General features: G+C 38.2%; 24 protein-coding genes. 16 read left to right on the top strand and 8 right to left on the bottom strand.

Features of this window, described 5'->3' with window-relative positions:
- Positions 1–16 precede the first annotated feature (16 nt).
- From KP712_RS04725 to KP712_RS04685, 9 genes are all read left to right on the top strand, one after another.
- Complete coding sequence (locus KP712_RS04725) at positions 17–757, top strand: heme ABC transporter permease (protein WP_005634316.1); 741 nt, start codon at positions 17–19, stop codon at positions 755–757.
- Positions 758–799: 42 nt separating this feature from the next.
- Entirely contained in the window at positions 800–1003 is a 204-nt protein-coding gene (gene ccmD / locus KP712_RS04720) for a heme exporter protein CcmD (RefSeq protein ID WP_005634314.1), read from the top strand.
- Positions 1000–1521, top strand: a complete 522-nt coding sequence (ccmE, locus tag KP712_RS04715) for a cytochrome c maturation protein CcmE (RefSeq protein WP_005631161.1) — start codon at positions 1000–1002, stop codon at positions 1519–1521. The genes ccmD and ccmE overlap by 4 nt, the downstream gene beginning before the upstream one ends.
- Positions 1518–3464, top strand: coding sequence for a heme lyase CcmF/NrfE family subunit (locus KP712_RS04710; protein ID WP_111407572.1), 1947 nt, complete (start codon positions 1518–1520; stop codon positions 3462–3464). The genes ccmE and KP712_RS04710 overlap by 4 nt, the downstream gene beginning before the upstream one ends.
- 112 nt (positions 3465–3576) lie before the next feature.
- Positions 3577–4122 (top strand): DsbE family thiol:disulfide interchange protein, encoded by a 546-nt coding sequence (locus KP712_RS04705; RefSeq protein WP_046942240.1) that lies wholly within the window; start codon positions 3577–3579, stop codon positions 4120–4122.
- Positions 4122–4583 carry a cytochrome c-type biogenesis protein gene (locus KP712_RS04700; RefSeq protein WP_215770622.1) on the top strand — a complete coding sequence of 154 codons (462 nt, stop codon included), beginning with the start codon at positions 4122–4124 and terminating at the stop codon, positions 4581–4583. The genes KP712_RS04705 and KP712_RS04700 overlap by 1 nt, the downstream gene beginning before the upstream one ends.
- The gene (gene ccmI / locus KP712_RS04695) at positions 4584–5501 is read left to right on the top strand and encodes a c-type cytochrome biogenesis protein CcmI (protein ID WP_215770621.1); all 918 of its coding nucleotides are present in this window, start codon (positions 4584–4586) and stop codon (positions 5499–5501) included.
- A 210-nt stretch (positions 5502–5711) separates the two neighbouring features.
- Complete coding sequence (locus KP712_RS04690; protein ID WP_215770620.1) at positions 5712–6227, top strand: hypothetical protein; 516 nt, start codon at positions 5712–5714, stop codon at positions 6225–6227.
- Between the two features lie 8 nt (positions 6228–6235).
- Positions 6236–6529, top strand: a complete 294-nt coding sequence (locus KP712_RS04685) for a hypothetical protein (RefSeq protein ID WP_048953952.1) — start codon at positions 6236–6238, stop codon at positions 6527–6529.
- A 127-nt stretch (positions 6530–6656) separates the two neighbouring features.
- Here the strand turns inward: KP712_RS04685 and frdD are convergent, their stop codons facing one another.
- The 4 genes from frdD to frdA are packed head-to-tail and all read right to left on the bottom strand — an operon-like array spanning position 6657 to position 9997.
- A complete protein-coding gene (gene frdD, locus KP712_RS04680; RefSeq protein ID WP_111407569.1) occupies positions 6657–7001 on the bottom strand; it encodes a fumarate reductase subunit FrdD in 345 nt (114 codons plus the stop codon).
- 12 nt (positions 7002–7013) lie between these two features.
- Positions 7014–7424, bottom strand: coding sequence for a fumarate reductase subunit FrdC (gene frdC, locus KP712_RS04675; RefSeq protein ID WP_005631314.1), 411 nt, complete (start codon positions 7422–7424; stop codon positions 7014–7016).
- 10 nt (positions 7425–7434) lie between these two features.
- Positions 7435–8205 (bottom strand): succinate dehydrogenase/fumarate reductase iron-sulfur subunit, encoded by a 771-nt coding sequence (locus KP712_RS04670; protein ID WP_005639269.1) that lies wholly within the window; start codon positions 8203–8205, stop codon positions 7435–7437.
- Positions 8198–9997, bottom strand: a complete 1800-nt coding sequence (gene frdA, locus KP712_RS04665; protein WP_046942098.1) for a fumarate reductase (quinol) flavoprotein subunit — start codon at positions 9995–9997, stop codon at positions 8198–8200. Before frdA ends, KP712_RS04670 begins: the two co-directional genes overlap by 8 nt.
- Positions 9998–10212: 215 nt before the next feature.
- Between frdA and epmA the strand changes: the two genes are divergently transcribed.
- Positions 10213–11184, top strand: a complete 972-nt coding sequence (gene epmA, locus KP712_RS04660; RefSeq protein WP_215770619.1) for an elongation factor P--(R)-beta-lysine ligase — start codon at positions 10213–10215, stop codon at positions 11182–11184.
- Positions 11185–11223: 39 nt separating this feature from the next.
- Here epmA and cpxA read toward each other — a convergent pair whose 3' ends face one another.
- The 4 genes from cpxA to yejK all read right to left on the bottom strand — a co-directional run bounded on the left by cpxA (position 11224) and on the right by yejK (position 14900).
- Positions 11224–12639, bottom strand: coding sequence for an envelope stress sensor histidine kinase CpxA (gene cpxA / locus KP712_RS04655; RefSeq protein ID WP_215770618.1), 1416 nt, complete (start codon positions 12637–12639; stop codon positions 11224–11226).
- 4 nt (positions 12640–12643) lie between these two features.
- Positions 12644–13351 (bottom strand): response regulator, encoded by a 708-nt coding sequence (locus KP712_RS04650; RefSeq protein WP_106014069.1) that lies wholly within the window; start codon positions 13349–13351, stop codon positions 12644–12646.
- Between the two features lie 54 nt (positions 13352–13405).
- Positions 13406–13819 (bottom strand): outer membrane protein assembly factor BamE, encoded by a 414-nt coding sequence (gene bamE / locus KP712_RS04645; protein WP_005634176.1) that lies wholly within the window; start codon positions 13817–13819, stop codon positions 13406–13408.
- A 64-nt stretch (positions 13820–13883) separates the two neighbouring features.
- Positions 13884–14900: a nucleoid-associated protein YejK gene (yejK, locus tag KP712_RS04640; RefSeq protein ID WP_140449543.1), complete on the bottom strand. Its 1017-nt coding sequence runs from the start codon at positions 14898–14900 to the stop codon at positions 13884–13886.
- A gap of 128 nt (positions 14901–15028) precedes the next feature.
- On the opposite strand from yejK, the gene KP712_RS04635 reads away from it, so the two are divergent.
- The 6 genes from KP712_RS04635 to mlaE all read left to right on the top strand — a co-directional run bounded on the left by KP712_RS04635 (position 15029) and on the right by mlaE (position 21197).
- Entirely contained in the window at positions 15029–15247 is a 219-nt protein-coding gene (locus tag KP712_RS04635) for a YejL family protein (RefSeq protein ID WP_140449542.1), read from the top strand.
- Position 15248: 1 nt separating this feature from the next.
- A complete protein-coding gene (locus tag KP712_RS04630) occupies positions 15249–17006 on the top strand; it encodes a DUF3413 domain-containing protein (RefSeq protein ID WP_140449541.1) in 1758 nt (585 codons plus the stop codon).
- A 14-nt stretch (positions 17007–17020) separates the two neighbouring features.
- Entirely contained in the window at positions 17021–17920 is a 900-nt protein-coding gene (corC, locus tag KP712_RS04625; RefSeq protein WP_215770617.1) for a CNNM family magnesium/cobalt transport protein CorC, read from the top strand.
- Between the two features lie 122 nt (positions 17921–18042).
- On the top strand, positions 18043–19581 hold the full coding sequence (lnt, locus tag KP712_RS04620; protein ID WP_215770616.1) for an apolipoprotein N-acyltransferase: 1539 nt from the start codon (positions 18043–18045) through the stop codon (positions 19579–19581).
- A gap of 39 nt (positions 19582–19620) precedes the next feature.
- Positions 19621–20415: a phospholipid ABC transporter ATP-binding protein MlaF gene (mlaF, locus tag KP712_RS04615; protein WP_111407559.1), complete on the top strand. Its 795-nt coding sequence runs from the start codon at positions 19621–19623 to the stop codon at positions 20413–20415.
- A complete protein-coding gene (gene mlaE, locus KP712_RS04610; protein WP_215770615.1) occupies positions 20412–21197 on the top strand; it encodes a lipid asymmetry maintenance ABC transporter permease subunit MlaE in 786 nt (261 codons plus the stop codon). The genes mlaF and mlaE overlap by 4 nt, the downstream gene beginning before the upstream one ends.
- The last annotated feature ends 5 nt before the right edge of the window (positions 21198–21202 follow it).

Genomic DNA, 21202 nt, shown 5'->3' with positions numbered 1-21202 from the left:
TTTAAGGATCTTTTTTATGTGGAAGTGGTTACATCCTTATGCAAAACCCGAAACTCAGTATCGTATCTGCGGTAAATTGAGTCCGCTATTTGCATTTTTAACACTTATTTTACTCGGTGTTGGCATTGTATGGGGCTTAGCATTCGCCCCAGCAGATTACCAACAGGGTAATAGTTTCCGAATTATGTATGTTCATGTGCCGACAGCGATTTGGTCAATGGGTGTGTACGGATCAATGGCGATTGCAGCTGTGGTTGCCCTTGTGTGGCAAATTAAGCAAGCTCACCTCGCCATGATTGCAATGGCGCCAATTGGTGCATTATTTACTTTTTTATCGCTTGTTACGGGCGCCATTTGGGGTAAACCAATGTGGGGCACTTGGTGGGTGTGGGATGCTCGCTTAACTGCAGAATTGATCTTATTCTTTCTTTATCTTGGTATCTTAGCGCTTTATTCTGCTTTTTCAGATCGTAACGTAGGGGCAAAAGCTGCGGGAATTTTATGCATTACAACGGTCGTGATTTTACCGATTATTCATTTTTCTGTGGAATGGTGGAACACGTTACATCAAGGTGCGAGTATCACTAAACTGGAAAAACCATCTATTGCAATTCCAATGTTGGTTCCATTAATTTTGTGTATCTTCGGTTTTTTAACCTTGTATATTTGGCTTACTTTAGTTCGTTATCGCGTGGAATTGTTGAAAGAAGATGCGAAACGTCCTTGGGTTAAAGCATTGGCTCAAACACTGAAATAAAGTGCGGTTAGTTTTTTAGCGATTTTTTATAAGGAATATTTTATGTTTTTCCAGACTTGGAGTGATTTTTTTAATATGGGTGGCTACGGTTTTTACGTATGGTTATCCTATGCAGTAAGTTTAGTGGCAGTTATTGCCTTAATTGTTCAAAGTGTAAAACAACGCAAGACAGTGTTACAAAATGTATTGCGTGAGCAACAACGCGAAGAACGTTTACAACAAGCAAATAAAGGGAACACACTATGAATCCAAGACGTAAATCCAGATTTAAATTAGTCATTTTTGTTGTGCTCGGCATTGCTATTGCAAGTGGATTGATGCTGTATGCGTTACGTCAAAATATCGACTTGTTTTATACGCCATCTGAAGTGATTCAAGGCAAGGATAATAACCCGAATCAAAAACCTGAAGTGGGGCAACGTATTCGTGTTGGCGGTATGGTGGTTGAAGGCACAGTAGTGCGTGATCCAAAAAGCTTGAAAGTGCGGTTCGATTTGAATGATATTGGCCCTGCGATCACTGTTGAATATGAAGGCATTTTGCCGGATCTTTTCCGCGAAGGACAAGGTATTGTGGCTCAAGGTGTATTAACTCAGCCAACCGTTTTAACCGCGACAGAAGTATTGGCTAAACATGATGAAAATTATGTGCCACCAGAATTAGGTGAAAAAATGCAAAAAGTGCATAAACCAATGGGGATTGGTGATGCGGATTTAAAAGGCGAAAGCACACGTGATCGTCAAGAAAAAGAAGGCGCAAAATGATTGCTGAATTAGGAAATTATGCGCTGGCTTTAAGCTTAGCCGTATCGCTTATGTTGGCGATTTTCCCTTTGTGGGGGGCAGAAAAGGGTAATGCTCAATTAATGGCATTAGCTCGCCCAATGACTTATGGTTTATTGGCAAGTCTAAGCATCGCTTTTGCTGCGTTATTTTATTTATTCGCAGTAAATGATTTTAGTGTTCAGTATGTTGTGAATAACTCTAATACGGCTTTACCGATTTATTATCGTTTGTCTGCCGTATGGGGCTCTCATGAAGGTTCTTTATTACTGTGGATTTGGTTACTGGCCGTTTGGTCATCTGCCGTTGCTTTATTGAGTAAACATTTACCTCAAGAAGCTGTTGCTCGTGTACTTGGTATAATGGGGATTATTAGCGTCGGTTTTGTGTTGTTCGTCTTGTTCACCTCAAATCCTTTTACTCGTACTTTCCCAGATTTCCCAGTGGACGGAAAAGAACTTAACCCAATGTTGCAAGATGTAGGATTAATTTTCCATCCGCCATTACTTTATATGGGCTATGTTGGTTTTTCTGTGGCATTTGCGTTTGCGATCGCATCCTTAATGACTGGAAAATTAGATTCAGCTTGGGCGCGTTGGTCTCGTCCTTGGACGCTTGCTGCTTGGGTGTTTTTAACTTTAGGTATCGTTCTCGGTTCTTGGTGGGCTTATTATGAGCTTGGCTGGGGCGGCTGGTGGTTCTGGGATCCTGTGGAAAACTCCTCGTTTATGCCTTGGCTTGCTGGTACAGCATTGATTCACTCTCTGTCTGTGACAGAAAAACGTGGTTCTTTCAAAGCTTGGACGGTATTACTTGCGATTTTAGCCTTTTCGCTTTGTTTACTCGGCACGTTCTTAGTTCGTTCTGGCATCTTAGTTTCAGTTCACGCATTTGCATCGGATCCAACTCGTGGTTTGTATATTTTGGCTTACCTTGTTGTAGTAATTGGTGGTTCGCTTGCGCTCTATGCGTATAAAGGCAGTCAAATTCGCTCTCGTGATAATGCAGAACGCTATTCACGCGAAAGCATGTTGTTATTAAATAATATCTTATTAATGACCGCACTTTGCGTTGTATTCTTAGGAACGTTATTACCACTCGTTCACAAACAACTTGGTTTAGGTTCTATTTCTATTGGTGCGCCATTCTTTGATCAAATGTTCTTAATTATTATGACACCATTTGCATTATTGCTTGGTATTGGACCTTTGGTGAAATGGCGTAGAGACCAATTTTCTGCAATTCGTATGCCTGTTGTTATCAGCGTATTTGTTATGCTGATTGCAGGTTTTGCGTTACCTTACTTCTTGCAAGATAAAATTACAGTAAGTTCTGTGCTGGGTTCAATGATGACTGTAATTATTGCGTTACTTGCGCTTTATGAATTGCAACAACGTGCGACGCATCGTGAATCATTCTTTGTTGGCGTACGCAAACTATCTCGTTCTCATTGGGGAATGATGTTAGCTCACTTAGGCGTAGCAATGACAGTTTGGGGGATCGCCTTTAGCCAAAACTTCAGCGTAGAACGTGATGTTCGAATGAAGGTTGGCGAGAGTGCACAAATCGGTCGTTACGATTTTAAATTTGCTGGTGTGACGGATGCAAATGGCCCAAACTATATTGGTGGAAAAGCTCAAATTGATATTTCGAAAGATGGGCAACCAGAAGCAAGCTTATTTGCAGAAAAACGTTTTTACACAGTAAGTCGTATGTCTATGACGGAAGCCGCCATTGCTGGTGGTTTAACTCGTGACCTCTATGTGGCTCTCGGTGAAAAGATTGATGATAATTCTTGGGCGTTACGTTTATATTACAAGCCGTTTATTCGTTGGATTTGGATTGGTGGCTTGTTTATGGCGTTAGGTGGATTGTTGTGTATGTTCGATCGACGCTATCGATTTAACGCTTTATTGAAAAAATAATATGACGGCGCACCTTGATTAGGTGTGCCTTAACTTTTAATTAGATTATGTGAACAATGCGGGCTTTTATAAAAGTCTACTTTGGTTTTTTATATTTAAAGTGCGGTAAAAAATGAAAAAAAAATTACTCGTTCCTCTTATTCTCTTTTTATCGATAACAATTGCATTTTTAGTGCAATTAAAACGCAATGCGCAAGGTGAAGATATTAAAGCACTAGAATCTGCTTTGGTTGGAAAGCCTGTGCCGGCAAAAAATTTAACAGAGCTTTTTGAAAATAAAGCTTACACGAATGAATTGTTTCAACAAGGTAAGCCGGTTTTGCTTAATGTGTGGGCGACGTGGTGTCCGACTTGTTATGCCGAACATCAATATTTAAACAAACTTGCTAAAGACGGTGTGCGAATTATCGGTTTAGATTATAAAGATGAATCACCTAAAGCAATGAAGTGGTTAAAAGATCTTGGCAATCCTTATAAAGTTGTTTTAAAAGATGAAAAAGGTTCTTTCGGTTTGGATTTAGGAGTATATGGGGCACCAGAAACTTTCATTGTAGATGGAAAAGGTGTGATTCATTATCGTTATGCTGGAGATGTAAACGAAAAAGTTTGGACTCAGACTTTAAAACCAATTTATGACAAACTTTCGGAGCAACAATAATGAAAAAAACATGGCTATTTTTGACCGCACTTTTGTTTAGCTCAGTGGCGTTTTCAGCTATTGACGCATTAAATTTTAGTTCTCCACAGCAAGAGAGTGATTACCACCAATTAACACAATCTTTGCGTTGCCCTCAATGTCAAAATAACAATATTGCGGATTCTAACGCAACTATTGCTGTGGATATGCGAGGCAAAGTATTTGAGCTTTTACAAGAAGGCAAATCGAAAAATGATGTAGTGGATTATATGGTGGCACGCTACGGCAATTTTGTAACTTACGATCCCCCTATGACAGCGAGTACATTAGTGCTATGGATTGCGCCATTATTGCTTGTTTTGTTAGGGGGGGGATTTTTATTAAGACGTAAACCAAAAGCTCAAAGTGCGGTGAAATCCCAAGATGTTTTAACTGATGAAGATAATGCGCGTTTGGCAGAATTATTAAACAAGGATAAATAGATGAATTTTGCATTAATTTTTATATTAACCACTTTAGTTGTGGCGTTAATTTGTTTTTATCCTTTATTGCGTCAATTCAAAGCGAAACATGGGCAAAAACGTGATGATTTAAATAAAGCGTTATATTTCTCACGCTTGGAAGAAATTGAGCAAGATAATTCCCAAGGTTTAGTTGAAAATGTTGAGCAACTCAAACAAGAATTACAGAAAACCTTGCTTGATGATGTGCCGAGCAAGGTTCAAGAGAATGTGGATTATTCTGGCAAATCTTATGGAAAAGTGTGGTTTGTGTCTGGCGTGTTGGCGCTAGGAATTATCGCGGGCTCTTCTTATTTTATGGTGGGCTCTTGGCAAGCAGAATCGATGTTAGAGCAAACTTATGCGAAATTGCCATATTTCTATGAGCGAATGAAAGATGAAGATAAAAATCCATTTTCTGATGCAGAAATGCAGCAATTTTCTACCGGACTTCGAATCGATTTGCAGAAAAATCCAACTGATGCAAAAAAATGGTGGATGCTCGGTCAGATTGGGATGAATTTAGGTGATGTACGTTTAGCATTTGATAGTTATCAGAAGGCTAACAAGTTAGAACCAGATAATGTGCAATATAAATTAGGCTATGCTCGCGTGTTGATGTTCTCTGATGATGCGACTGATAAACTAAAAGGTGGCGATTTATTACGTGAAGTGATTCGTCAAGATCATACTAACGTTGAGGCCCTAAGTTTGCTCGCATTCCGTTATTTTGAAACGGAAGATTATAAAATGGCGGCAGTAACTTGGGCGATGATGTTGCGCTTAATGCCGAAAGATGATGAGCGTGTTCCACTAATTGAAAAAAGTATTCGTGCCGCGCGTGATGCTTTAGAAGCGCAAAACGAAGAAAAATCAAAAAGTATTACCCCTGAAAAATAACCTAGAGCATTGTAGTACTTTCTGATATAGTGCGGTAAAAATGATTATTGATGATGAACCTATTTATTAGGTTTTCATTATGTTACTATCATAATTAATACAAATTAATTAGGACAGATAATTTATCGCTTGAAATGTTACTCTTTTTTAAGCCTAATGGTTTGAGGTTAGAGCGATATCAATATAGTAAAGACTAAGGAAAAAATAAACATGAAGCATCAATCTTATATTTCGGTTCCGTTATTTTTTCTCATTGTTAGCAGCCTTGTTATTGCTCAGGTTTCTATTGCAAGTAATATTACTTATGTTGATTCGACAGATCAAAAAAGCTTTTCGTCTGAAATTTCAGATAATGATGTACAGCTTTTGGGGCAGAGTATTGAATTAAAAGTTTATAAAATGGATGAGATGAGTTCATCTCAAACTATTTATGAATCTCCGGCTGGGATTTGTAAAGGGTTTAAGGCTAGAGGTGTAAACTATACAAATTCAACCCACAATTATCTTTCACCCAATGATAAAACAGAATATTATGGCAGCGTAACTGGCGCTACAATTTATGGTGGGAAGAATACTCAAAATTTAAGTTATGTACCCGTTTATTCTATTTCTGATAAAAAAGTATCTGAGCGCATTCAAATTATAGAAAATAAGAAATTGAAGGAAAAGGCTGTTAATAATGTATCAGAAGGGAAAGCGGTGTTAACAGAAGTAATTTGTAAATAGAGGTGGATATGAAAAAAAATATTTTAGTATTAGGTATAACATGTTTATTAGTCGCATGTTCTTCTGATAATAAGCCAGATAATGGCATTTATGATATGAAAACAGTTCAGGAATATAACGCCCGAGTGCAGAGTGGAAATACTGTTGTGGCCTCACAAAAAGCTCGGGTCTCTAAACAAGAAGAAACACCACTAAAAATGAATGCGAGTGATGAGAAAGCGAAAGTAAGAATTATTAGCCCTACTCTTCCTGTGGTCCCCGCTGTTGGGGTCGGTTATTATCATCATTATCATAATTGGTAATAGAAATTTGTGAATTTAGACAGCTATATTTTTATAGCTGTTTTTTTTGATTGTAAGGGTTAGAAAGGACGATAATTTTATAGCAAAAAGCGAGCTTAAGCTCGCTTTTTTATAATGAATCTAGCTCTTATAGACTCGTTACCGCAAATAACACCCAAACAGTATAAATTGTGGCTAAACCATAAAAGATAAATCCACCAGCTGGCACATTCACTTTAAGATCGTGCATACCGTGGTGAATACGGTGTAAACCACACCACATTGGGAAAATAGTAAGCACTAAAATAACTAATTTACCAATCCAAGAATAAGCAAAAGTAATTAAATTATGCGCATCGACTAAACCAAATGGTAATAACAAACCGATAATTAAAATAACGACAGGGAAGAAAATTGCACTCACTGTGCCGCCTGCACCGAACATTAACCATACTGGCGGTTCGCCGGAGCGTTTTGGATTTTGATCAACCATTTTTTCTCTCCCTTAGATATAAACTAAAACTAACGCAATCACGCTAACTAATGCGGTTACCGCCCAAAGTGCATTTCTTACAACAGTGTGTGGTAAGCGTTCATTTTTCACAATGATATTCATCACTTTCGGTGTCATTAAGAAATATGTCACCGTATGATAAAGCGTTGCGATAAGCGTAATAATATTTAAGAACACCACAATTGGGTTTCTTAAAAACTCAATAAAGCTCAAAATGCCTAATCCTGGCATTGGATTGCTTGCGAGGCAAAGAACACCATAAAGCAATACAATACAAAACCATACAGCAAAGATTGAAGTCGCTTCACGTAGCATATAAGCTTTGTAGAAGTCCAATTTTTGCCACCAAGTCGCTGTCATTGGACGAACATATTTTTTACGTTTACTAACTGTTACTGACATTCCTTCCCCCTTAGCCTTTTGGTTTTAGCATAGAGATAACGTAATCTTTGGCACTTTCCACTTTTCCTTGGTTAATTGCAGAAGCAGGATCCACATGTTTTGGACAAACTTCTGAGCAATAGCCAACGAAAGTACAACTCCAAACCCCGTTTTTACCATTTAATAATGACATACGTTTTGCTTTACCATGGTCACGGTTATCAAGATTATAACGATGAGCCATAGTAATAGCTGCAGGGCCTAAGAATTCAGGATTTAAACCAAATTGAGGGCAAGCGGCATAGCATAAACCACAGTTGATACACATTGAGAATTGACGATATTTCTCAAGCTGTGCTGGCGTTTGTTTAGTACGGCTTACTTGCAATTCTTTCGATGGATGTGGTTTGCCATCTAATGCTGGTGCTTCGTTACCAATAATATAAGGTTTAATTGCCTCTAAACTTTCGATAAAGTGGCTTAAATCAACCACTAAGTCGCGTTCAATTGGGAAATTTGCTAACGGCTCAATACGCATATGGCCACTGTAATCACGTAAGAACGTTTTACAAGCCAATTTCGGTTTGTTATTTACCATCATCCCGCAAGAACCACAAATCGCCATACGGCAAGACCAACGATAAGAAAGAGATGGTTCAAGCTTATCCTTGATATAACCTAACGCATCAAGTAATGAGGTTTGGTTATCATAAGGTACTTGATAAGTACTTAAATGCGGTTCTTGATCGATTTCAGGATTGTAGCGTAATACTTCAACATTCATTACTGGTGAATTAGCCATTTGCTTGCTCCTTAGCTTTCGCAGCGGCTTCTTGAGCTTCTGCTTCCGCACCGTAAACACGTTTTGCAGGTTGAGATTTAGTAATTTTCACCGGACTGTATTCGATACGCGGCGCACCATTCTCATTATAGAAAGCAAGTGTATGTTTTAAATAATTTACATCATCACGTTCAGTGTAATCTAAGCGTTGATGGGCACCACGAGATTCTTTACGTTCAATCGCTGAATTTGCAATAGATTGCGCAACATCTAGAATGTACCCCAACTCAACTGTGTAAAGTACATCTGTATTAAACACGCTTGAGTTATCTGCTACGCGAATACGTTTGTAACGTTCTTTTAATTCTGCAATTTTATCTACTGCTTTTTGCATGCTTGCTTGGTCACGGTAAATACCACAGCCTTCTTCCATTACAGAACCCATTTCATCACGGATTTCAGACCAAGATTCATTACCTTCTTGTTTATGAAGGGCTTCTAAACGAGCAACAACATCTTTTGCTTGAGCATCAACCGCACTTTGATTTACAGATTGAGCCTCAACTGCACGTTGAGCCGCATATTCGCCAGCAACACGACCTAACACAACAAGTTCAGCTAAAGAGTTAGATCCTAAGCGGTTTGCGCCATGTAAACCTGAAGATGCACATTCACCTACAGCAAATAAACCTTTGATACGAGTTTCGCTATTGAAATCGACTTCAATACCGCCCATGGTGTAGTGAACAACTGGACGAACTGGAATTGGTTCATTCACTGGATTTACACCTTCATAAGCACTTGCTAATTCACAAATGAATGGCAGACGCTCATGTAAATATTTTTCACCAAGATGACGTAAATCTAAATGCACAACATCTACACCTTTAGCGGTTTTTAAGGTATTACCTTTTTTCCATTCTTGCCAGAATGCTTGAGAAACTTTATCGCGAGGACCAAGTTCCATATATTTATTTTGAGGTTTGCCAATTGGAGTTTCTGGTCCTAGACCGTAATCTTGAAGATAGCGATAGCCATCTTTATTCACTAAGATACCGCCTTCACCACGACAACCTTCAGTCATTAAGATACCGGTATTCGGTAAACCTGTTGGGTGATATTGAACAAACTCCATATCACGAAGTGGTACACCATGACGATACGCCATAGATAAGCCGTCACCTGTTACAATACCGCCATTGGTATTGAATTTAAATGCACGACAACCACCCCCCGTTGCAATCACAACCGCATTGGCATTAATTTGAACCAGCGAACCTTCCATCATGTTCATTGCAACCATACCACGAGCATGGCCATCATCAACAAGAATATCTAATACGAAGTGTTCATCAAAACGTTGAATTTGTGGATATTGAATAGAAGTTTGGAAAAGCGTGTGTAATAAGTGGAAACCTGTTTTATCGGCAGCGAACCAAGTGCGCTCAATTTTCATTCCACCAAAACGACGTACGTTTACATCGCCATCAGCTTTACGGCTCCAAGGACATCCCCAACGTTCTAATTGAGTCATTTCCACAGGTGAATGTTGTACGAAATATTCTACAACATCTTGTTCGCAAAGCCAGTCACCACCAGCAACGGTATCTTGGAAGTGTTTATCGTAAGAATCTTCTTCTTTGATCACTGCCGCTGCGCCACCTTCTGCTGCCACGGTATGGCTACGCATTGGGTACACTTTTGAAACTAATGCAATTTTTAAGTTAGGATTTGCTTCTGCTGCTGCAATCGCTGCACGTAAACCGCCGCCACCAGCGCCAACAATCGCAATATCGACATTAACTGTTTGCACGATATCCTCCAATAAATGTAGAAAGTAAAAAATAGAAATCACCCTAAAAGGGTAATTTAGTGAGTCCATTCTGCCATTTTTTGTTACAAATTAATAACGTTTTTTATGTAGGGAAAGGGGAAAAGAACGATTTTGTGATCTACCTCAAAAAAGCTTAGATTGAGTTGAGAAGAGCTCTCGTTTACAATGATGCAAATTTAAAAATGGGAATAAAAATGACCGCACTTACTCATTGGCAACCTTCTGCCGATATAAAAAATCTTCTTAAACGTGCAAAAATTATTGCTGAAATTCGTCAATTTTTTACAGAGCGAGGCTTGCTTGAAGTTGAGACGCCTGTTCTAAGTGAATTTGGCGTTACTGATTTGCACCTTTCCACATTTAACACGGAATTTCTCGCGCCTTTTGGTGAACAATCCAAAACACTTTGGCTTTCTACAAGCCCTGAATATCATATGAAACGCTTGCTCGCTGCAGGCAGTGGACCGATATTCCAAATCAGTAAAGTGTTCCGTAATGAAGAAGCCGGTAATCGCCACAATCCAGAATTTACCATGTTGGAATGGTATCGACCGCACTTTAATATGCATCGTTTAATTAATGAAGTAGATGATTTACTCCAACAAATTTTAGATTGCCCACCAGCAGAAAGTTTAAGCTACCAATTTGTTTTTCAAGAATATGTAGGTTTAGATCCCTTATCTGCAGAACGTTCAGAATTAATCGAAGCAGCGCGTAAACATAACTTTATGGCTGAAGATAATGAAGAGCGCGATACTTTATTGCAGTTCTTATTTAGTGAAGTCGTTGAACCTCAAATAGGAAAAGATCGACCTGTTGCGGTTTATCATTTCCCCTCAACACAAGCCTCCCTAGCACAAGTTAGCCCAGAAGATCAGCGGGTTGCAGAACGCTTTGAGTTTTATTACAAAGGCTTGGAACTGGCAAATGGTTTCCATGAATTGACAGATGCACGAGAACAAAGACATCGTTTTGAATTGGATAATCAGCAAAGAAAAAAACATGGATTGCCAATTCGAGACATTGACGAACGTTTTCTAGCAGCATTAGAAGCTGGCTTACCAAATTCTTCTGGCGTTGCGCTAGGAGTCGATCGCCTAATTATGGTTGCGTTAGGTTGTGAGAAAATTAATGAAGTGATTTCTTTTGCCGTGGATAATGCCTAGACGAGAAGTGCGGTAAAAAATCTACCGCACTTTTGATTTTTAGTGATTGATCCATAATGGCAATCGTATAGTAACAGCAAGCCCGCCTAGTGGACTTTTTTCCGCCCAAACTTTACCCTGATGCTCTTTAATAACATTAGATACAATCGCCAGTCCCAGACCTGTGCCACCAGTCGTCCTAGTTCGTGTTTCATCAACTCGATAAAACGGTTTGAAGATTTTTTCAAATTCATCTGGATGGACTCCAGATCCGTTGTCATCTATACGGATCCTGAGAAATTCTTCTTCTTCTTCTTCTTCTTCTTCTTCTTGTATAAAAATATGAAGTTCGATCTTATCCTTGGTGTATTTAAGTGCATTTGTTACAATATTTTCAACCGCACTTTCCAGCAATCTAAAATTGCCGTTAAGTTGTAATTCATTTTTGGGTAAACGAATATTTGTGAGAAACGTTATACCACGTTGCTCTGCCTCAAATTTTGCATCGTTGATAATATCAGTCCAAAGCGTATTGGCATAAAAAATATCCCGTTCCATTTGGCTATTCATTTGCTGGCGTGAAAGTAGGAGCAATTCACTAATCATTTTATCCATTCGCCCAATTTCTCTTTCAATGCGTTTTACGCTATTTGTTTCACCACATTCATGGCGAACAAGCGCTGTAGCTAGTTGTAAACGTGCTAGTGGTGTTTTAAGCTCATGTGAAATGGAAGACAGTAAAGATTGTTGATTGGAGATAAGATTGTCAATCGCCGTTGACATTCTATTAAAACTTCTTCCAACTTGTCGAAGTTCAAGAGGGCCTGATAGGGATAAGTTACGATCAATTTTAAAGTTCCCTAAGGCGACAGAATTTGCGGCTTCTTGTAAACGAGATATTGGGTTGACAATGGTTTTTGTGAACCACCAGAGTAATGGTGTAGTAATTAATAAGATTAAGAAACCAAGCATAGCTGGGTTATCAAATAAATAATTTAAAATTGCTTGTTGTGGATTTATATGATTAATGAAGAATAAAGCATATTTGTCAGGTTTATCACTAAGATAAATTTGGAATGGGCCAACAATTTGTAAATCATTGAAAGTTTTTTGTTTGGGATGAGAAAAATCATCAGAAACAACAGAGAATGCTAAAATCGCATCACGCTCTTCCGGTAATTCACCTAATATATTTTGGGTTTGTAAATTGACTAAAACAGGACGATATGGGTTGTATTTATCTGTTGGCAATACGGGGGCCTCTACGAGTAGATTACTAAGTTGTTTATTCCGTATTGTATCCATAATTCTTTTCTGGTAGTTGATTACTTCAGATTCTTTTAAAGGAGTATAAATTCGAAGATCAAAATAAGGCATGATAACAATAAGTGTCATCATGGCAAAGAATGCTATCCAGAAAACTGAAAATGTACGTATGGCTAATTGGTTAATATTAAAAATCTTAGTGAGTTTCATTATTCTATGGCACTAAAAGATATCCACGTCCACGTAATGTTCTAAACCAAGGTAGATCATTCTCTCGGAGAGGGAGTTTTTTACGTAGATTTGACATATGCATATCAATGGAACGGTCAAAGGGAGTAAGAGGCTTGCCCAATACTTTCTCACTGAGTTCATCTCTGGTTGCGCTACCATTTGGAGATTGAATTAATTGGTAAAATAGTAAAAATTCGGTGCTAGTTAAATTTAAATCTTTACCTTGATAAATAGCTCGTTGAGAAATTGGATGTAATTCAATCCCGTGAAAGGATATTACTGAATTTTCATTTTCAGAATTTTTTGTAGATTCCCCGTTTTCTGTTTTGAGGAGGACGCTACGGCGTAAAATAGCTTTTATACGGGCAATAAGTTCACGATCATTAAATGGTTTAGGCAAATAATCATCCGCACCCAATTCTAAACCAAGCACGCGATCAATGTCTTCGCCTCTTGCAGTGAGCATCATCACTGGCACATTAGAGACTTTACGAATTTCTTTTAATGTATCAAGACCATTTAGCTTCGGCATCATCACATCAAGTAAAACCAACTCATGGCTTTCATCAAGTTTTTGTAATGCCTCTAATCCATTATTTGCTGTTTGAACATCAAACCCTTCTAGCGTTAAAAGGGATGAAAGTAATTCCGTCAATTCAACATCGTCATCAACGAGCAAGAGTTTTGACATTGGGGATTCCTTTTTATCAATCGTTCTTGTTATAGTGCGGTGAAAATAGAAAAATTATTTCCAGAATTGCCACCAGCTTGATTTTGCTTTCTCACCAGTTTGAATAATGGTGTTGTTCTCGCCTTGTTGAGAAACTTCTGGCAAAGGTTTATCAAGATTGGTTTCTGTCACAATACCACGTTGATCAAATTTTACAGTGAAAGTATGTTGAACAGGTGTTTCATAAGCACGTTGTTGTAAGAACACATAGTACCAAGTCTGACTATTATAAGGATCGATTAATACTGGCGTACCCAACAAATATTGTACTTGTTGAGCAGTCATGCCTTCTTTAACTTGAGCAACTGTAGTCGCTTCTAAATAGTTGCCTTGTGGTACATCAATTCGATATACAACTTTTTCAACGGTGGAACAAGAAGCGACGCTTAATGCTAAAAAGGTTGCGCCTAAAAGTGTTTTAACTTGCATTTTCTTTACCTTATTTGTGCAAAAGTACTGTCAAATAATACCCAAGTTTGAGCATATTTCCAAATTAATTCTCTGATTTTAAAGCCTTTTGTAATTGATCTTTTAAATTCGGTGGCAAACCTTTGATTGTAAGCGTGTCCGTCATCGGTTCCCATTGAATTCGAGTATTTAATAAATCAGCATCAAAGCTAATACTCACCCCCTTTCCTGAACCACTGAATTTCGTTAGGGATTTTAAAGTTGAACGTACTGGAGGAATGCGATCTTCCAAACCATAATTCTGTTCTTCCGCAAAACTAACAAAGGGCTGTTCATTTAGAGTGGGTAAGGAATCAGAAAGTTCCTGCAATTCAATTTCATCGCCGCCTGCAAGTTGAGCTTTGCAATATTCAAACACTTGTTTTTTCACCGCTTGAGTTTGCTCTTTGTTGAGTTCACCTTGATCACAATAATCACTCACGGCTTGCAATAAACATTGATTTTGAACTTGTGGATTTAATCCTTCTTCAGCACCTAAAAAATCCATGAAAAAATCACTAATTTTGCGACCAACACGGCCTTTTATGAAAGTTAAATAACGATTAGAGTTTGCATTCACCTGCAAATCCGTCAAATTTACTCTTGCCGCAATATCAAACTGAGTAATATCAAGATATTCTGTACGGCGAATATCTAAATGCTCATCGACTAACATACTATGACGGCTATCAAGCAATGCAATAAACAAATAATCTGTCGCTAAGAAATTATATTGACATAAAATCAAAGTACCACTTTCTGCAAAGTTATATTTACCTAGCTCATCTGCAAGCAATTTTGTTGAGTGTTGACTAAAACCTAAAAACTCAATTTCTTGTTCCAATAAACGATTTAAATGTTGTGCAAATATAGACTTTTCCTGAAACACGCCAAAAGCCTTCGCTTTATTTTGATAGCCTTGATGAAGTTGTAACATCATTTGTTCTACTTCTGGCGTAATTGACAACAGCTCATCGCGTAATACGCTTTCCATTTTTATGCCGTCGCCATCCACATTTTTGACTAACTGATGCAAAACAATTTGATTAACGGTAATACTCATTTTTGTCACCTTTGAAAAATTTGCCGCAAATTATAACCGCACTTTTTAAGCAAGAAAAAAGAAATTATTTAGGTTCTACCAAATAATCGGGTATCATAAGCCAAATTTTTTGTTTTATTTTTAACATTATGGCTCAACATTCTAAATATTCTGATGCACAGCTAAGTGCAATTGTGAACGATATGATCGCAGTATTAGAAAAGCATAAAGCCCCTGTAGATCTATCCTTAATCGCACTGGGTAACATGGCAAGTAATTTATTAACCACCAGTGTGCCACAAACTCAACGCGAAGCATTAGCTCAAGCGTTTTCGAATTCCTTAATTAATTCGGTAAAAGCACGTTAATATGAAATGGATTAAAAAAGGCACCTTCAGCGGCAAACAATACCGCGATGACGTTTCACGAAAAATTTCGTGGGGCCATTGGTTTGCCTTTTTTAATATTATTGTTGCTATTCTTATTGGCACTCGTTATGCCTTTATCATTGACTGGCCAGATACTCTCGCAGGAAAACTTTATTTCTTTGTGAGTTTGCTCGGGCATTTCAGTTTCAACGTTTTTGCGTTGTACTTACTCGTTGTCTTTCCACTGAGTTTCATTGTTAAAAATCACCGCACTTTTCGCGGATTAACCGTGATTTTCTCGACGATTTGTACAACCTTATTATTATTTGATACCGCCGTTTTCAATCGTTTTAATCTGCATTTATCCTCTGTTGTATGGAATTTGCTGGTCAATCCAGAAAATGGTGAAATGTCACGCGATTGGCAAATATTCTTTGCACCAATGCCAATAATTTTACTGGCACAAATGTTATTTTCTCGCTGGAGTTGGGAGAAATTACGTAGTCTTGAACGCCAAAAATGGCTAAAAGGTACCGGTATATTCTTAACCGCAACGTTCATTGCGACGCATTTAATTTATGCTTGGGCAGATGCTTATTTGTATCGTCCTATCACCATGCAACGATCTAATTTCCCTTTATCTTATCCAATGACAGCTCGTTCTTTTTTAGAAAAACACGGTTTCTTGGATGGGGAAGAATATACGCAAAAATTGGCGCAAGAAGGCCGTTTAGATGCCTTAAAAATTGATTATCCGAAAAAAGAACTCACTTATGCACCAATTACGCATAAACCTAATATTCTGATCGTAACGGTTTCGGGTTTACGCCATGATGCGATTTCTAGTGAAAAGATGCCAAAACTTGCTGAATTTGCGACAAGTTCAACTGAATTCACTAATCATTACAGCACAGGTAACAGTAATAATGCAGGCTTGATTGGGTTATTTTACGGGCTAAATGCAAATTACACCGATAGCATTTTAAGCAATCATACCCAATCTGTTTTAATCGAAAAATTACGTGCTGAAAATTATCAATTGGGTTTATTTTCTGCTACGAATTTCAAAGATAGCCTCTTCCGACAAGCATTGTTTCGTGAAATAAAACTTTTATCGAATAAAACCAGCAAACCAAATAATGAAAGTGCGGTAAAAAATCTCAATGATTTTATTAAAGCACAAAAAATAGACTCACCTTGGTTTGCTTATTTGGATTTAGCCTTGGAGGCTAAAAACCCATCAGACTATGACCGCACTTTGCAAGATATTGATTCTCTTTTAGCAAAAGCGTTAGAAAGCACACCACTTGAAAATACATTAGTCATCATCACGTCAGAGCATGGTTTAACCTTTAATGAAATGAGTGAAAAAGAGCGAGAAAACTACTTTGGGCGCGATGAAATTCAAGTGCCATTGCTTGTGTATTGGAAAGATTTACCGGTAGGCAAACAAAATGGATTAAGCAGTCATACCGATATTTTACCTGCATTGATGAGACAAATTTTCCATGTAGAAAATAGATTAATGGATTATACACAAGGGTATAATTTATTTGACCTGAGCGGGCGTGATTGGGTTCAAGCGTCTAATTTTAATTGGAATGTAATTATTCAATCAGATGGCACTCAATATCATATTAATCGTAAAGGTAACTACAAAAAGTTTAACCCTAACTATGAGGAGCAATCTTCGGATAGACCACCGTTAGGCTTATTCTTGGAAACGTTTCAACTTGAAAATCAATTTTTTGAAAAATAGATAGATAAAATAATATGAACGACGAACAGCAAAATTTAAACCAATCTGAAAATACGAAAAAACCTTTTTTTCAATCTTTATTTGGTCGCTTTTTTCAAGGTGAACTAAAAAATCGTGAAGAACTTGTGGAAGTAATTCGCGATTCAGAACAAAACGATTTAATTGATCAAAATACTCGAGAAATGATTGAAGGCGTGATGGAAATTGCGGAGCTTCGTGTTCGCGATATTATGATTCCTCGTTCACAAATTATTTTTATTGAAGATCAACAAGATTTAAATACTTGTTTAAACACAATTATTGAATCCGCTCATTCTCGTTTTCCTGTGATTGCCGATGCGGATGATCGCGATAATATCGTAGGTATTTTACATGCGAAAGATTTATTGAAATTTTTACGTGAAGATGCCGAAGCGTTTGATTTATCTTCATTATTGCGCCCCGTCGTGATTGTGCCAGAAAGCAAAAGGGTGGATCGTATGTTGAAAGATTTCCGCTCTGAGCGTTTCCACATGGCCATTGTGGTGGATGAATTTGGTGCAGTATCAGGTCTTGTCACCATTGAAGATATTTTGGAACAAATTGTTGGGGATATTGAAGATGAGTTTGATGAAGAAGATGTTGCGGATATTCGTCAGCTTTCTCGTCATACTTATGCGGTGCGTGCGCTCACAGATATTGATGATTTCAATGCGCAATTTAATACGGATTTTGATGATGAAGAAGTGGATACCATTGGTGGTCTGATTATGCAAACTTTTGGTTATTTACCAAAACGTGGTGAAGAAATTACGTTGAAAAATCTTCAATTTAAAGTCACCTCGGCAGATAGTCGCCGATTGATTCAACTTCGAGTCACAGTGCCGGATGAACATTTGGCAGAAATGGATGATGTTGAAGAGAAAGCCGAATAGCATTTTATCATCCTCAATGATGGCGCGCGTTTTCTAACGCGTGCTTTTTATTTACTTGGAATGGGATTTCAAATTCCAATACAAAAGACGCTCGTAAGGGCGTGCAAAATATAATTGAATTTATGAATAAATATTTTACTTATCTTATTGCGATTATATCTGGTTTAGTCGGTGTTTTTGCCTTCTCACCATTTGATTATTGGCCTTTAGCCTATGTTTCTTTACTCGGTTTACTTTATGTCGCTAAAAATCCTAAAAAATCCACCGCACTTTTAGCGACTTTTTTGTGGTCGATGGGATTTTTCTGCTTTGGGGTGAGTTGGCTTAATGTCAGTATTCACCAATTTGGTGGGGCGTCTTTAGGTGTGAGTTATTTCCTTGTCGGTTTACTTGCGGCTTATCTTGCACTATACCCGATGCTCTTTACCTATTTGGTTCAGCGTTTCAACGTTCAAAGTGCGGTAATTTTTGCCGTGATTTGGACATTGACAGAATTTTTACGAGGTTGGATTTTTACCGGTTTTCCTTGGCTTCAGTTTGGTTATACACAAATTGACAGTCCATTTTATGGCATCGCCCCGATTTTGGGGGTAACAGGATTGACGTTCTTTAGCGTTTGGGCAAGTGCGGTAATTTTTAATCTCGTTTCGTCTTTGTTTAAAACGAGAAATCTTAAATTAGTCTTGGCGAACGTTTTGTTATTGATCATCGTGGGGGGCTTAAGTGCTTATTCATCCCGAATTCACTTTGTAAAATCTGTTGAAGATAAGGCAATTTCAGTCACGCTTGCTCAAGGAAATATTGAACAAAATCTCAAATGGGATCCGGCTTATTTTTATTCTACTTTGGAGATTTATCAAAAATTAATCGCAGAAAATCTTGGTAAAACCGATTTAATTATTTTGCCTGAATCAGCATTGCCAACTCTTGAAAATGCGATTATGCCATTTTTTGAAGGATTAGATCGAGCTGCTAAAGAAACGAAAACGGAGATAATGGTTGGAACCGTATTCCAAGATACGAAATCTGGTAAATTGCTTAATTCTATTATGACTGCTGGAAACCCAGACTTTCCTTATCAGCCCGATACATCAAATCGTTATAGTAAGCATCACCTCGTGCCTTTTGGTGAATATGTTCCGCTAGAAAGTATTTTGCGACCACTTAATTCAGTGTTTAATTTGCCGATGTCTGCATTTCAAAGCGGGGATGCGATTCAGCCATCTTTAATGGCAAAAAAACGCGCTTTTTCGCCCGCAATTTGCTATGAGATTATTTTTGGCGAACAAGTGCGGCAAAACTTGAAACAAGATACGGATTATTTGCTCACAATTTCTAATGACGCTTGGTTTGGTGATTCGATTGGACCTTGGCAACATTTACAGATGGCAAGAATGCGCGCTTTAGAATTGGGTAAACCGCTTATTCGGGCAACGAATACGGGGATTTCAGTCTTTGTTGATACACAAGGTAAGGTGTTAGCGCAGGCACCGCAGTTTATTGAAACAACGTTGACACATAAAATTGCACCTGCGGAAGGTAAAACGCCTTATTCTGTGTTGGGAAATATGCCTTTATATGCTTTATCACTGTTGTTTTTAGTATTACACGGAATGATGGCGTTTGTTCGTCGTAAGATGAACCTTTCACAAAAACGCTAGTCAAAACGACCGCACTTTTTATTTATAAACGAGATTTTAATGAATCAAAATCTAATTGAAGTTAAGAATCTCACCTTTAAACGTGGTGATCGCGTGATTTACGATAACTTGAATTTGCAAGTAAAAAAGGGAAAAATCACTGCGATCATGGGACCGTCGGGGATTGGTAAAACTACCTTACTTAAATTGATCGGTGGGCAGCTAATACCAGAACAAGGTGAAATTTTGTTTGATGGGCAAGATATTTGTCGCCTATCTAATAGTGAACTGTACGAAGTACGCAAGCGGATGGGGATGTTATTCCAATCCGGTGCGCTTTTTACGGATATTTCTACTTTTGATAATGTCGCCTTTCCAATTCGTGAACATACGCATTTGCCTGAAAGTTTAATTCGTCAAATCGTATTGATGAAATTGGAAGCTGTTGGGTTGCGAGGTGCTGCCGCATTGATGCCTTCAGAACTTTCCGGAGGTATGGCTCGTCGAGCTGCATTAGCGCGCGCTATTGCACTTGATCCTGATTTAATTATGTTTGATGAGCCATTTACTGGGCAAGATCCAATCAGTATGGGCGTAATTTTGAGCTTGATTAAACGATTAAATGAAGCGTTAAATTTGACTTCTATCGTGGTGTCGCACGATGTGGAAGAAGTATTGAGTATTGCAGATTATGCCTATATTATTGCAGACCAAAAAGTTATCGCAGAAGGAACGTCTGAGCAGCTTTTACAGAGCCAAGATCCGCGCGTGGTGCAATTCTTAAAAGGTGAATCTGATGGTCCTGTGCGCTTTAAGTACCCAGCGCAAGATTATGTGAAGGAATTGTTTGAATGATCGTCAATTTTATTTCTGCTTTAGGAAAACAGGTGATCGACTTTTTCCGTGCATTAGGGCGAGCAGGTTTTATGTTATTTGGCGCATTGATCGGCAAGCCACAAATTCGTAAGCATTTTCCTTTGCTTGTGAAGCAAATGCATGTTTTAGGTGTCCAATCGTTACTCATTATTTTGTTGTCCGGTTTATTTATTGGAATGGTATTAGGACTACAAGGTTATGTTGTGTTAGTCGATTTTTCTGCTGAAACAAGTTTGGGACAGCTTGTAGCGCTTTCTCTTTTACGAGAATTAGGGCCTGTTGTTACCGCACTTTTATTCGCGGGTCGAGCAGGTTCTGCATTGACGGCTGAAATAGGCTTAATGAAAGCCACTGAACAACTTTCTAGTCTTGAAATGATGGCTGTTGATCCTCTACGTCGAGTGATTGCACCTCGTTTTTGGGCGGGAGTTATTTCCATGCCAATTTTGTCAATCTTGTTTATCTCGATTGGTATTTGGGGCGGTTCCTTAGTTGGTGTGGATTGGAAAGGTGTTGATTCGGGTAGCTTTTGGTCTGTGATGCAAAATTCCGTGAGTTGGAGCTATGATATTTTAAATGGCTTTATTAAAGCGGTTTTCTTTGCTGTTGCCGTAACTTGGATTGCGCTTTTTAATGGTTATGATTGTATGCCAACATCAGAAGGCATCAGCCAAGCTACAACACGAACAGTCGTGCATGCCTCTCTTGTTGTTCTAGGATTAGATTTTATTTTGACTGCTATTATGTTTGGAGCAGGTTAAGGATT

This window comes from Haemophilus sp. SZY H68 (genome assembly GCF_018829685.1).
Taxonomy (GTDB): domain Bacteria; phylum Pseudomonadota; class Gammaproteobacteria; order Enterobacterales; family Pasteurellaceae; genus Haemophilus; species Haemophilus haemolyticus_K.
This window is presented reverse-complemented; position numbering and strand designations above follow the sequence as displayed.